This window comes from Pantoea sp. GD03673, assembly GCF_029844725.1.
Lineage (GTDB): Bacteria > Pseudomonadota > Gammaproteobacteria > Enterobacterales > Enterobacteriaceae > Pantoea.
Window position 1 is genome coordinate 78,559 of record NZ_JAOCKJ010000012.1, and the last position, 12,923, is coordinate 91,481.

Annotated in this window: 14 protein-coding genes and 1 pseudogene; 12 read left to right on the forward strand and 3 right to left on the reverse strand. The window is 55.5% G+C overall.

Annotation, left to right across the window (positions count from 1 at the left end):
• The first annotated feature begins 31 nt into the window (after positions 1–31).
• The 4 genes from N5J69_RS19865 (at position 32) to N5J69_RS19880 (ending at position 4,975) form a co-directional block, all read left to right on the forward strand.
• Complete coding sequence (locus tag N5J69_RS19865; RefSeq protein ID WP_279772364.1) at positions 32–589, forward strand: baseplate protein; 558 nt, start codon at positions 32–34, stop codon at positions 587–589.
• A gap of 64 nt (positions 590–653) precedes the next feature.
• Positions 654–1,562, forward strand: a complete 909-nt coding sequence (rdgC, locus tag N5J69_RS19870) for a recombination-associated protein RdgC (RefSeq protein WP_279772346.1) — start codon at positions 654–656, stop codon at positions 1,560–1,562.
• Positions 1,559–3,985: a Dam family site-specific DNA-(adenine-N6)-methyltransferase gene (locus N5J69_RS19875; protein ID WP_279772349.1), complete on the forward strand. Its 2,427-nt coding sequence runs from the start codon at positions 1,559–1,561 to the stop codon at positions 3,983–3,985. The genes rdgC and N5J69_RS19875 overlap by 4 nt, the downstream gene beginning before the upstream one ends.
• Positions 3,986–4,162: 177 nt before the next feature.
• Entirely contained in the window at positions 4,163–4,975 is an 813-nt protein-coding gene (locus N5J69_RS19880) for a DUF4225 domain-containing protein (RefSeq protein ID WP_279772351.1), read from the forward strand.
• Here N5J69_RS19880 and N5J69_RS19885 read toward each other — a convergent pair.
• A complete protein-coding gene (locus tag N5J69_RS19885; protein ID WP_008927066.1) occupies positions 4,967–5,287 on the reverse strand; it encodes a hypothetical protein in 321 nt (106 codons plus the stop codon). The two genes, N5J69_RS19880 and N5J69_RS19885, sit on opposite strands and share 9 nt — an antisense overlap.
• A 137-nt stretch (positions 5,288–5,424) precedes the next feature.
• Positions 5,425–5,832 carry a hypothetical protein gene (locus N5J69_RS19890; RefSeq protein ID WP_279772353.1) on the reverse strand — a complete coding sequence of 136 codons (408 nt, stop codon included), beginning with the start codon at positions 5,830–5,832 and terminating at the stop codon, positions 5,425–5,427.
• Between the two features lie 194 nt (positions 5,833–6,026).
• On the opposite strand from N5J69_RS19890, the gene N5J69_RS19895 reads away from it, so the two are divergent.
• The 4 genes from N5J69_RS19895 to N5J69_RS19910 are packed head-to-tail and all read left to right on the forward strand — an operon-like array spanning position 6,027 to position 7,692.
• Positions 6,027–6,605 (forward strand): hypothetical protein, encoded by a 579-nt coding sequence (locus tag N5J69_RS19895; RefSeq protein WP_279772355.1) that lies wholly within the window; start codon positions 6,027–6,029, stop codon positions 6,603–6,605.
• Positions 6,605–6,802, forward strand: a complete 198-nt coding sequence (locus N5J69_RS19900) for a hypothetical protein (protein WP_279772357.1) — start codon at positions 6,605–6,607, stop codon at positions 6,800–6,802. Before N5J69_RS19895 ends, N5J69_RS19900 begins: the two co-directional genes overlap by 1 nt.
• 27 nt (positions 6,803–6,829) lie before the next feature.
• Positions 6,830–7,114, forward strand: a complete 285-nt coding sequence (locus N5J69_RS19905; protein ID WP_279772358.1) for a PAAR domain-containing protein — start codon at positions 6,830–6,832, stop codon at positions 7,112–7,114.
• Positions 7,115–7,167: 53 nt separating this feature from the next.
• Complete coding sequence (locus N5J69_RS19910; RefSeq protein WP_279772359.1) at positions 7,168–7,692, forward strand: hypothetical protein; 525 nt, start codon at positions 7,168–7,170, stop codon at positions 7,690–7,692.
• Positions 7,693–7,835: 143 nt separating this feature from the next.
• Here N5J69_RS19910 and N5J69_RS19915 read toward each other — a convergent pair whose 3' ends face one another.
• Entirely contained in the window at positions 7,836–8,258 is a 423-nt protein-coding gene (locus N5J69_RS19915) for a hypothetical protein (RefSeq protein WP_279772361.1), read from the reverse strand.
• A 169-nt stretch (positions 8,259–8,427) separates the two neighbouring features.
• Here N5J69_RS19915 and N5J69_RS19920 point away from each other — a divergent pair, with 169 nt between their 5' ends.
• The 4 genes and pseudogenes from N5J69_RS19920 to N5J69_RS19935 all read left to right on the forward strand — a co-directional run.
• Positions 8,428–10,173 (forward strand): hypothetical protein, encoded by a 1,746-nt coding sequence (locus tag N5J69_RS19920; protein WP_008927073.1) that lies wholly within the window; start codon positions 8,428–8,430, stop codon positions 10,171–10,173.
• A gap of 46 nt (positions 10,174–10,219) precedes the next feature.
• Positions 10,220–11,797, forward strand: coding sequence for a hypothetical protein (locus N5J69_RS19925; RefSeq protein WP_046289612.1), 1,578 nt, complete (start codon positions 10,220–10,222; stop codon positions 11,795–11,797).
• Positions 11,798–11,808: 11 nt separating this feature from the next.
• Positions 11,809–12,519 carry a hypothetical protein gene (locus N5J69_RS19930; RefSeq protein ID WP_008927075.1) on the forward strand — a complete coding sequence of 237 codons (711 nt, stop codon included), beginning with the start codon at positions 11,809–11,811 and terminating at the stop codon, positions 12,517–12,519.
• Positions 12,520–12,562: 43 nt separating this feature from the next.
• Positions 12,563–12,923, forward strand: a pseudogene (locus N5J69_RS19935) (hypothetical protein); the annotation flags it as partial.

Genomic DNA, 12,923 nt, shown 5'->3' on the forward strand with positions numbered 1-12,923 from the left:
TATCACGGCCACAAAAGACCCGCAGGGACACATGCGGGCGCAGATCCGCCTCACTCCGCAGTGGGCGGACGTGGATGCAGATACCCTCCCCTGGGCGGAATATCAGCTTCCGATCGGCAACACGTTTGTACCCTGCATCGTGGGCGATCAGGTATGGGTGGAGTTTCCCTACAAAGACGGCAGCGGAAAGCCGGATACCCGGCGCCCGCTGATCACCGGCGCGGCGCAGTCGGCACCGGGCGGCGTGCCAAGTGTCGCGCCTGAAGCCTCCGGACAGGGGGGCGGGTATGAGCCACCAGCTGTGGACGGTGCGCCAGCGCGCCCCTCCCTGAATCCAACCACAGATTTTGTGTCGCACCGCAACAACCTGCTGGAGATCCGGTCTGCTGGTGGCGGGTATGAAATTGCCAATACTGCCAGCGGTTCGCGTATCGGGATGAATGAAGGCGGGGATATTTACCTGCTGGGGCCGGGGAACCTGGTGATCGACGTCGGCGGCAACTTGACTATCAAGGCTGGCGGGAAAATCGTGTTCCAGTCTGACGGACCATTCAGCGCAACCGCGCCTCAATTCGAGTTCAGTCAGTAAGGGTTATCTTAAATCTAAAATATTATTTAGAATGTGTTAACGCTATAAGTTGAGACATTCCTGAATGAAATCACCCTTCTTTAAAAACGTCATGGCCTACAGCCTGAACCGGGATATTCCGCTCGATGCGGATCAGCTGGAGCAGCAGCTGCAGGCGATGACGTTTTCCCCCTGTGCTGCGCAGGACATGGCTAAATCAGGCTGGATCAATGTCACGTCAGACGGCCTTCTGCTGGCCGAGAACGGTCAGTACCTGCTGTGCTGCCAGCATGAAACCAAGATTATGCCAGTGGCAACGCTCAACGATTACGTCGCCGAGAAAGTGGAGAAAATTGAGCGTGAGCAGGCGCGCAAGGTGCGCCGCAGTGAAAGAGTCAGCCTGAGAGACGAGGCGCTGTGTGTGCTTCTGCCGCGTGCTTTCTCACGTCGCTCTGAGTCCTACATCTGGATCGATAGCGTGAACAGCCGTATCTACGTTGACGCGGCCAGCGCTAAATCTGCTGAAGATATGCTGGCGCTGCTGCGCAAAACTATCGGCTCCCTGCCGGTTATTCCAATGATGACTGCTGACCCCATCGAGCTGACGCTGACGGAATGGTTGCGCGCCGCAGAACTGCCCGCCGGTTTTGCGCTGGGCGACGAGGCCGAACTGGCGGCAATACTTGAAGACGGCGGCAAAATCCGCTGCAAAAAACAGGACTTACTGAGCGACGAGGTGCGCACGCATATCGAGGCCGGAAAACTGGTCACGCAGCTTAGCCTGGACTGGCAGGAGCGCATTTTCTGCCGCGTGTCCGATGACCTGAGCATTAAGGGCATTAAGTACGCTGACATGCTCACCCAGCAGAATGATGATATCGACCGCGAGGATCAGCGCGCGCGCATGCTGGCCGATTTCATGCTTTTTACGTCCGAGTTTTCCAACTTCTTTTCCGGACTGGTGGATGCGCTGGGCGGTGAGGCGAAGCGATGATTACTTACGGCTCCGTTTGCTCCGGCATTGAAGCGGCCAGCGTGGCGTGGGAAGGGCTGGGATGGAAAGCGGCCTGGTTCGCGGAGATTGAAAAGTTCCCCGCGGCCGTGCTGGCGCATCGCTATCCGGACGTCCCTAACCTGGGCGATATGACAAAGATTGCCGCTGGTGTTCGCGCTAGCTCTATCCCTGCCCCCGCCGTGATGGTGGGCGGCACCCCGTGCCAGGCGTTCTCTATCGCCGGACTCCGTAAAAGCCTCGACGACCCACGCGGTCAACTCACCCTTGCCTATGTAGATTTAGCGAATGCCATTGACGAAAAAAGAGTATCAACCGGCGAACAACCAGCCGTCCACCTGTGGGAAAACGTGCCGGGAAGCCTCAGCACCGATGACAACGCCTTTGGATACTTCCTTGCCGGAATGGCTGGCGAAGATGAAGCGTTTGAACCAGGCCCAAGACCTGAGCACGGGAAAAACGGCCCCGGCTGGCGATGGAAAAAAAGCGACGGCAAGCATGTGGCGAAGTGGCCAAAGTCTGGTTGTGTTATTGGACGACAGCGCAAACTCGCCTGGCGACTGCTCGATGCCCAATACTTCGGAGTGGCCCAACGCCGCCGCCGTGTGTTCGTTGTCGCAAGTGCTCGAAACGACGTTGATCCCGCAGAAATACTTCTTGAGTTCGACGGCGTGCGCCGGGATTCTCCGCCGCGCAGAGAAACGGGGCAGGCAGTTGCCCCACTTACTGCTAACGGCTCTGGAGTCGGTGGCCCGGACTTCTCCCACGCCGCAGCCGGTCACTTAATTTCTGCGTTTGGCGGCGGCAACTGCTCAGGATCGCTTAGCGTGGCCGCGTGCCTGACGGCCAAAGGCCAGCGAAACGATTTTGACGTCGAGACATTTGCCGTGCAAAGCGCCACGGGCGAGGTTAGCCACACTTTGACGGCAGAAGGTCACGACGCCTCCGAAGATGGCACAGGGCGAGGCACGCCGACCGTTGCTTATGGCTTCCAGACACGCATAGCGCGTAACGGCCGCGGCGACATGGCGGACGTTTGCCACGCGCTTAGCGCTGAATCCGGGGAAACGGGCAAAGGTGACGCTGCACCGTGTGTTGCCAGGTGTGTTGAGCATGCCGCTTTTGCTGAAAATACCCGTGGGGAGATCCGGTTGTTCAATGGCGACGGGCAGATCACCGGCGCGCTGTCGGCTGGTGGCGGGAAACCCGGCCAGGGATACCCCTCTGTCGTCAGCCAGTGCGAAGTCCGGCGCCTGACGCCTAAAGAATGTGAGCGCCTGCAGGGCTTCCCTGACGGCTGGACCCTGATCCCGGAAAAGAAGCGCAACGTTCTTGCCGCTGATGAACTGGCCTATCTCCGCCTGATGCACCCCGACATGCCGGAGGAAGAGGCGCACCGGCTGGCGGCTGATGGTCCTCGCTACAAAGCGATCGGGAACTCCATGCCCGTGCCGGTTATGCGCTGGATTGGGGATCGGATTGCTAATCAGATCATGCTGGTGGCGGGTGAAATCGAGCCTCAGCCAGCAGCCCTCCCCGCTTCGCCAGCGGCAAAGAAAAAGCGTGCGCCGGCGCGCAGGATTGCGGACGACAAATACCCCCGCTCATTCCTGAAGTGGGCGGGTGGCAAACACTCTGTACTGGATGAAATCAGGGCGATGCTTTCTACCGGCGATCGTCTCATTGAGCCATTCGTCGGCAGCGGCACGGTCTTTATCAACGCAGGCTTTAAGCGCAACCTGTTGGGCGATGTTAACCCGGATCTGATTAACCTCTTCAACCAGCTGCAGGGCAATCCTGATGCCGTAATTAAGGCGGCTTACCAGCTGGAGCGAGGCTGTCTGTCTAATGAGGCGTATCTCGCTATCCGTGATGAGTTCAACGGGCGCAAGGCTCACGCTGTACGCCACGCAGCGCTTTTCCTGGCGCTAATGCGAACCAGCTTTAACGGGCTATGCCGGTATAACCAGAAAGGCCTGTTTAATGTGGGCTGGAATAAGAAGGGTGAGGCGAATTACTTCCCGATGGATGAACTGACGCACTTCACCGGCATGCAGAAAGAAATGACGTTCATGTGTGCCGGGTTTGAGGATGTGATCGCGCAGGCGGGTCAAGGAGACGTGATTTTCTGTGACCCCCCGTATGAGCCTCTGCCGGACGAAGCCGGGTTTACAGCATACAGTGGCACCTCATTCACCTTTGCGGATCAGGTGCGGCTGGTGGAGTGTCTGGTGGCGGCGCGGGACCGTGGCGCAAAGGTGGTAATCACAAACAGCAGCGCTCCTGCCATTCTGTACCTGTATATCAACAATGGCTTCAGAATCACCCCGCTGGCCACACGCCGATCCGTATCCTGCAAAAGTGAAACGCGCAAAACGGTCAACGACATAATTGCCGCTCTCTGAAACGAACGAAACCCGCTTTATGCGGGTTTTTTTTCTTTACTGGACTATCAGCAATGTACGTATTTTTGATGCCAACTTTTAATAGAGCACCACTGATGACCAATGGAACGGTCTGCTACTGTTTACAGTCAGTAATCAGCGAGTATTATTGATGATGTAATGTACAGGGAGATAAAAATGGACGCAGCCTTGCTTGAAATGATGCGCTCAGGTGGAAGGAATAAAGCCTGGGCTGAAACAATGGTCAACCTTGAAGCCAGAAAGCTGATTAATACAGCTAACAGGCTGTCAGCCTTACATCTTAACGATGGGCTTACCCGGATGCAGTTTGTCCAGGAAATAAAATCGGTTGTTGATAAGCAGTTTGCCGCCGCCCGACAAGCAAAATCTGATGAAGAATGTCTGGAGTGCGTTAAACAGCTCAGATCTGAAACAGAAAACCTTGAAGAGCAAGGAAGATTACTGCTCACAAAGGCAGCACAACTCTATGCAAAAGTGGAGTTTGTTCGCGAAAATAACAAAATTGTGGGTTACATGATTTCCGCTGTTCATGTCGCGCTTTCAGGTTTTGCTGTTGTTGGCGGTGCTTTGATGATCGCGACAATGACACCTCTTGGCGTACTGGCAGGTGCCGTTCTCGTTGTTGACGGGCTTAATGGCCTGTCCAAAGAACTTATTTCCAACCTGTCTGACGTACAAACAGAAGGCATGTTTGCCGATGGTGCAATGCAGGCTGCAAAATTCATGGGATTTAAACCAGAGTCAGGACTGGCTTTCTACAACACGGTAACGCTCACCGCCAGTGTTTATAGCGTTTGGGGGCTGGCGAGAAAGCCTGCCGCATGGCGGCTTTTCAGATGGCTGCCCCGTGATTACTTTCGTAAGATTGACACCATGAGTCGTCCAAAGCTGACCATGAAAATAATCGGCTGGGGTGTATCGGCTAAAGTGACATTCGATTTACTCAGCATAAGTAACCAATCAAGCTAAGCCTTTTTTCGACCGCCAGTAGCGCCATGATTTCCAGGCCAGCACTGGCGGTTGAATAAACGTCACAATGACGACACCGAGCAGCAGAGATAAGCCTCCACCTAAAATGTATGGCTTAGTCGAGAAACAGAGAAGAAATACAAATACTAGTGTGCAGGATGAAACGATCCATAACAGGACTCTAAATCTGTTTTTTAAATCCACTACTGCTTCGTCCAGCGTTCCACCATAGCTTTCAATATTATTTTTGATTTTTTTCAAATCAGCATCAGTAAAACCGGACTTCAATAACTCTGATTCATTAACTGTCATGGTGCTATACCTTTCATCCTTAAAACGTTAAATCATTCTAACGCAATTATATACGTGCATGACTCCCATACATCAACTTCCTTTGGCACTATAATGGACTTCCGAACCATGTAAATGTGTCAAGAAACCGCCAAATCTTAGGTTAGCTTCATCCCGGTATCCCAGTAGGCTGGTAGTGATTCTGCCGGGATGCCGCGAGGCGTATTCAGCAGCAACAGCGCCTGATCCATCGTGATACGGTTACAGGCATATTCACGGAAAATATAGCCGATAAGGCCTGCCGCCTTCGCTTCTCTGGCCCTGATATTGTAGGCGGTCTGACACTCAGCACTGAGGCGGCTGGTCTCTTTGAAATAGTATTCCCGCGCTCTCGCATAATCGTCTGTGCAGGCCACCAGCATGTTTTCTGTGATCACTTCATAGCGGCCCTGGCAATCTTCGCCGCAGTCCAGCAGCCGCACGCCGGTTCTTTCTGACGATGCCAGTACGGTTTTCTGAATAGGCAGGCCAGTATCGGGGATCATTCGTCCGTAAACGTCATTCATTTCGCATTCCTTTTTTCAGTAAATGGTGGCGCAACCTGCCGCAGAGCCAGACTATACGGGAAAAGTGTCGAAAACTTAAAGTGATTTTTATGAAAAATTTATACTTTAAATTCTTTTTTCAGCTATGGCCGCTCATCCCCCCGAAATTACAAACCCCCTATTCTCCCCGCTCCATTTACCACAACGGATGAATTATGAGTAACCGTAAAGCCTCGCACTTTGAGCTTTTCCATAACCTGAATATGGCAATGCGCGAAGATCCGCAGTTTTCCTATGAATATGACTATTCACGAGAAACGCGGACGCTGATGGAAACGCCCTACTGGCGTCTCACCCCGTCACAGCGCACCACGCGCAACACGATGATTGAGCAGACGATGGCAAACGCCACGGCGGAAGATACCCGCGTGCGCATGATGGCCATGCGTCCGGAGCATCGCTATCTGCTGATCCCAAATTACATCTGCTTGGCGACAACTGAGTTCTACATGGAGGTTCAAGGCTCACTGTCTGATGAGCCGGAGACCGCCGATCTGATGCCGGTCATGTGGTCCGCGATCTACGCGCTCAACCTGGGGCGCGGTATGTCTACTGACGTCTGGAGCGAAATGTCACCTGCAGACCAGCTGGCGCAGATTAAATGGGTTCAGAAGGTACTGAGTACCGTCAAGCTGTCGCGCTATATCACCGATGCAAGCCGCGCTGTCTGGCTGGGCCTGTTCGTGACCTTCAGCGATATCCCGGATGATTTCTACGAGCTGATGGAGTCGTAATGATCGCGGCCGAAAAGCCGATCCGCAAAGATTCTCGCGTGCATCTGCGTGGGAATCTGTTTGAGGGGGCGATATGCGTGGTTGACCGGGTGGACTGGATGGAGGATGGACAGCGCTATGTGCTGAAGCATCCCCACTACACCTGCCCGCTTAACTACCGTCGCTGGGATCTGGAGCTGATACCTGATGACCAATAAAACGCGCTCTGGCGCCGGGGGCAGCTGATGCCTGCTGCCGGTACGCTGGACTCCGTTTGTTCCGGACACGGTGCCTTCCCTTCACGTCAGACCGCTGAGGCTGACGCGAGGCTAACCATCAACGGCAAGGCCGTGCTGGTGGACGGCAAACTGTTTAAGGATCACACGGACGGGAAAAGCACTCACAACGGCAAGGCGGTCTCTGGCCGTCCGTGGTTCACCATTAACGGCAAAGGCATTGTGTGCGTTGACGATCAGGTTTCATGCGGATCGACAGTCGCAACAGGCGATGCCGGATTCCAGGTGAACTGATTGCCCTTTTTCATGCACGCAGCCGTCATGGCTGCGCTTACACAGGAATAACCATGTTCAGTGAAATCACCTTCACCGGCTGGCTTAAACGCGCTGTCGCCGTGGCGCTATGCGCGGCTCTGCTGCTGCTGGGCCATAAGGGCTACGTGACCGTTACGGACCACCTGGCGCACGTTGCGGAGCTGGAATCAGCTAACGATACGCTTACCACCAACAACAAAAGGCTCACCGGCAATAACAGCACGCTGCAAACCGCACTTTCCGATCAACAGGCGCAGACGGCCACGCTGCAGCAGACCCTGGCTGAGCGGGAAAAAGACCGGCAGGAATACGCGCAGAAACAGGCGGCGCTGGAGCAGGAATTAGTGAAAATTAAAGAGGATAGTCAGAATGAAATTGATGAGATCAACCGTGCGATATTGCTTGCTGGTGTTAATCATACTGCTTTGCCTGCCAGCGTTATTCGCATGCTCCGGGACAAAGCCCGTGCCATTAACACCCGAAGTCGTGACGGTTACAAAGCTGGTGGAGCTACCGCCTCAAAAAGCGCAGACCTACCAGCCGTGCCAGGTGGATGAGAACATACCTGGATTCACTGACCAGTTACCCGCTTATGTGGCGCGAATACTGACATTAGTGGATGAATGCAACCGGCGAAACGACCTGATTTCCGATCATAATCAGAAGCTATAAAAAAACCGCCCATCAGGGCGGTTTTTCTTTATGCCTCAGCGATGGCTTCGCCCTGATTTTCTACCATGTAGCCCGCAGCCACTTCCGGCCCGCCAATCTCCAGCATAATTTTACGCATGCCCGCTGCCAGGGAACCGTCACCCTGGTTAACCAGAAATTCACGCGCCGCGAGTGGCATGTAAATGGACGCTGTTACCGGGTTGTGCATCTGCTGCGTATTGCCTGCCCTGCGCCAGCGTGCCATGCCACGGATAGCGTCGTCCTCTAACGTCGGGCATGCCTCCATGATGATTTCAGCGCCGTACATGATGACGATCTGCTTAGCCAGTGAACGTGGCTCTTTTTCGCTGAGCAGATAGTCCAGATGGTGACGGGCGTCGCGCTGGCTTCCGGTTGCTAAGGTGTGCGATTTAGTGCCGTTACCGAACTGAAAATAGAGCTTATAAGACATGAGGATTACCAGTGGTCAATTACATGGCGGAAATTTACATCAAAAAATAAATATTTTCCTTAGATTTTAAAATCTTTTCTTGCCACCCTCACACCGCAAAGTACAAACCGCATAAATTTGCCTCGTCAAAAATTCCCTCGCAGCCGCGCCCTGAAAAAAGGGCTGAATTGTGAGCAAAGATATTACCCCTGCACGTATGCGTGAGCAGGACATCATGACCCGTGCTTCGCGTGTCATGGCTTTTACCGTTGATGCACAGCGCAATGCTTCTGGCGCGATGATTACCGATCGCGTCGAAATGTCACGGAACATTGGCGCTGCAGCAGGCCAGGATCCGATGTTTGAAGGCGTTAACCCGGAGTTCTGCCGCATTGTCGGCACTGCCTGGGCGTCGAGCATGATCGAGTACAAAGAGCGTCACGGTCACTATCCACCAGCTGATCAGCTGGCGAACGCCAGCCGTGCGCTGGAAAACCTGATGGTTGAATCAGCGGCTGAGAAGCACGAAGGCAACGGCAAGGCGATGTTTGAATCTGTCGCGGCTGACATGCGCACTTCTGACGGTGTAATGCGCCAGGCGCAGTTTGCCGCTCTGATCCTGCCTGCTGTACTGGGCGCGGCCACCAGCGACGCATGTACCTTTGTCCCGTGTGAGCGCGATGAAGCGAAGATTTACGAGCTCCTGAACGTCGCCGGTACAAAGTTCGGCAGCTTTGACCAGGGCGATGAAATGCACATGCAGTCTGCTGCTGTGTACTCGCAGATGAAGCGCCTGTATCCGTTCCCTGCTGCGATGCAGCCGGACGGCACCAAGAAAACCTTCACCTTCTCCATGAAGACCGTGGAAGGCGCTGATATGCCGATTCGCGCTGGCCGCGCCAAGCTGCTGATCAACCGTCGTCCGGGCAAAGTCGATGACGGCGACGGCAACCTGTATTTCTCTGATAAAGACGTCAAAGGCAATGCTTTTGCGGCCACCTGTAAGGTCGATTACGACAAAGGCAGCATCGCTGTGACCTTTACCGATGCACCGGCTAAGGGTACTGAGCTGGCGGCACAGGTTGAGATCAACGTCGAGAAGGCACCAGGCCTGATCCCGGTTATCAACCAGTCCATGCGTGAGTTCACCGTTAAGCCATCGCAGTTCGTGATCGCGTCTGAACACACCGTTATGGCCGCATCTGATTTGAGCCGTGAATTTGGCATCAATCTGTCGTCTACCCAGTTTACCGCTATGCGTAACTGGCTGAGCCATGAGCAGGACATGATGCGTCTGCGCACGATGGCATTCCATAACGTCTATAACCGTGAATTTGACGTGGCACTGCCGGAAGGCCAGACCTACGAATCGTGGGTAGGTCTGATGAAGCACGCGATCACCCAGCTGAGCACTGACATGGTGAACCGTACCCGTAAGGCCGGTATCCGTGGCGGCTTCGCTGGTGGTGAGGCGGCGAACTTCCTGAAGAGCCTGCCTGCTAACGTCTTCCAGGCTGATCCTAACTTTGTGCAGTCACCGTACATCCAGCGTATCGGCACCCTGTTCGGTATTTATCAGATCTTCGAAGTCCCTACCGCTATCTGCGATCAGTTCGTGGTAGACGGCGTGGCGCTGGCTAAAGAGGACATTCTTTTCTACGGCCGCGGTGATTCTATCGGTGACGCTGGTCTGATCGCGGGTGACGCGGTTCCGGCCATTCCGTATGTCCACGAAACCAACCCGTCGCTGGTCAACCGCACCACGCTTTGGGGCTCTTCACTTAACGAGCTGCACCCGCGCAATGGTGAAAACTACTTCGCCAAGCTGACCCTGACCAACACCAAAGTCGGCGCTTACAACATGCTGACCGGTAAGCAGATCGAAGGCGAAACCGCTCCTGAAGCAGCTGCCACCGGCACTGGCACCGGCAGCTAATCCCCCTTAACGCCCCCGTTAAGGGGGCATTTCATGGACATTTCACATGAATAAGATTCGTTTTTCTGTGGGCCAGGCGTCCGGCATTGCGGTGCAGGAAGTCAACGCTGATGCGACGACTTCCGTTGCATCTGGCGGCGCGTCCGTCTTTGCCGGTCTGGTTATTGCCCGCCGCGGCAAAATCGGCGCTGTTCTGCGCGTCACGGCTGATAACTATCAAGCGGTGCTGGGCGAAGCCATTCACCCGCGCAGCGGTGCGGCATTTGAGCCGCTGCGCCACGTAGCGACTGCCGTTAACGGCGGTGATGGTTATGTGGTACGTGTGGCGGCGCCGGGTATGAAGATCCCTGCCCTATCCCTGATGGCTGATACCACCATGCAGGAGCTGAGCGTGGTGGCCAGCAACTTTGCGCCGTCTTCCGATCCGGTTCTGGCGGCTGGCGCTGCAGCGATGATCTACATCGAAGATGGCGACGCCTCAGCAAATCGCACTCTGAGCATGGAAGCCGACAAAACGGCACCGGGCTTCTACATCCTGACGCTGAAGGAAGTTGACGCGGCTGGCGGTGAGTCAGTGCTGGAATCCCACCAGATTTCTTTCAACACCAATGCCACCAGCGACATGGGTTCGCCTGCCTTCCTGCCGACCGCGCTGGAAAATGGCTCTACCCGCCTTCGCGCTATCGTATCGGACGACGTTGAAACGCTGATGCAGCCTATCACTGAAGGCTTCGACGATATGCAGTTTAGCGGCGGCATTGATGGCGATCTGTCTGCTATTGCCACGGCTGACTACACCAAAGCCCTGACGGTTCTGCGTAAATCCATGTTCTCCTGGACGGCTGTACTGTCGCTGGGCTGCTATGACCCGACCGTGATCGCGGCGCTGGTCAAGCTGGCTGAAGACACCCGTACCGACATGTTCTACGACGTGCATGGTGCGCAGCTGTCTGCAGCGGCGATGGCGGAGGCGCTGGGCCACGGCCTCGGCGGTTCACATCAGCCAGCACGCTACTACTGGCCGTACACCGCACGCGACGCATTCACCGGCACCAACGTTAACTGGGGGATCTCCTGTGATGCGTTTGTGGCGAAAGCCAAAGGCGTGGCGCTGGTCTCCGACGTCGGTGGCTGGCATTACTCACCTGCTGGCGTGTCACGCGCAATCATCAACCGTCAGAACATCAAGCCTATCCCGAATCTGGACGAGATCGACCGCGAAGCCTTTGTGACTGCGCGCATCAACCCGGTAAGCCTCGATAAAGCCGGGAACATGTATATCGACGACTCCCTGACTACGTTCGCCAAAAACAACTACCTGCGCCTGCAGCACATCAGTTCGCTGATGAACGCGATCGCACGCGGTTTTTATGACGTGGCAGAAGCGCTGAAGCATGAGCCGGACGGTATCACCTTCAAAGGCCTGACTGATGGCTTAACCGATCTGCTGGAGCGCTTCGTAGCCGCTGAGGCACTGGTTAAACCGCGTGATGTCACGCAAGGCACTGAGCCGTTTGTAGTCTCCGTGGTGCAAAAAGATATCGACCTGTGGGAAGCCTCCTGGTCTGTCTGCCCTACCGGATCTTCACGCCGCATCGTCGGCAAGCCAACGCTGTTCCGTTAACAGAGGAAATTATGAACAACATTTTTAATCACAGAACGCATGGCCTGCTGGGTGCTGCATTCGAGAAACCTGCTGCAGCTGAAGAGCCAGCCATTAAAGATTCAATGCTGGAAAGCGCGGGCTTAGGCAACGCCGCATCTGCGCGCAATGTGGCGATGTTTGAGGCTGTGGAGCGTCGCGCTGGCGAAGACGCTCGCTCCGTAGCCGCTTCCCTGCTGGCGGGCTGGGTGGCCGATGGCGAAGCCGATTCTGACAGCTTTGAAGCGCTGGCGCTGGTGCTGGCCGGTCTGGATTCGCTGTCTGACGACGACGATCTGGATGACGAGCAGGTAGACGCATTCAACGACGCGCTGGGCCAGCTGGCAAACGCCGCTGTAGCCCTGGGCGCGGACCAGGATGACGTCACCAGCATGATCGACGACGACGATGACAGCGCCGCTGAGAGCGTTTTCGAGGCGCTTTCCGGCCTGGCTGACGACGATGAAGCGATCGCAGATTACACCGTGGCTGGCGGTGAAGGCGGTGAAGCGATGCTTGAGTCGGCCACCTTTAAAGCTGTGCGTGACGGCCAGGTGACGCTGATCCGCAAGCGTCCGAAGAAGCGCCGCATGACGTCGCTCCAGAAGCAGGCGCTGAAAAAAGCCCGCACGAAGGCGCACAGCTCGATGGCAAATGCGCACCGTAAAAAGTCGATGAAACTGCGTAAGAAGCGCGGCCTTTAAGGGATAGCCGCCGGGTAAGACCGGCGGCATTGAGGATAGCGCGATGATCTGCGGTGCAATCATGCCAGATGGGGTCAGCCCCTTCCTGAAAGTCTATATCACGTCAGAAACGGCGATGGTTGTGGGCTACATCGGGGAAGGCTCTACAGCCAGCATTGAATCCATGTGGGAATCCCCGTTCGCCAATGACTCGCTGGGCGGCGTCGCCGGTGCGGTGAGTGCTGCTGGCGGCAAGCTGGCGGGCGGTGTGCAGGCGGTAAGCGGCAGTACATCAAAGTCGGATTTCAACTCCCTGCTTATCTGGGAAGGCCAGCAGCCGCCTGAGTTCAGCATCGTTGTAGACCTGATGGCCACGATGAACGCGAAGGTGGAAGTGATGGACGCAATCATGACGCTGCAGCAGA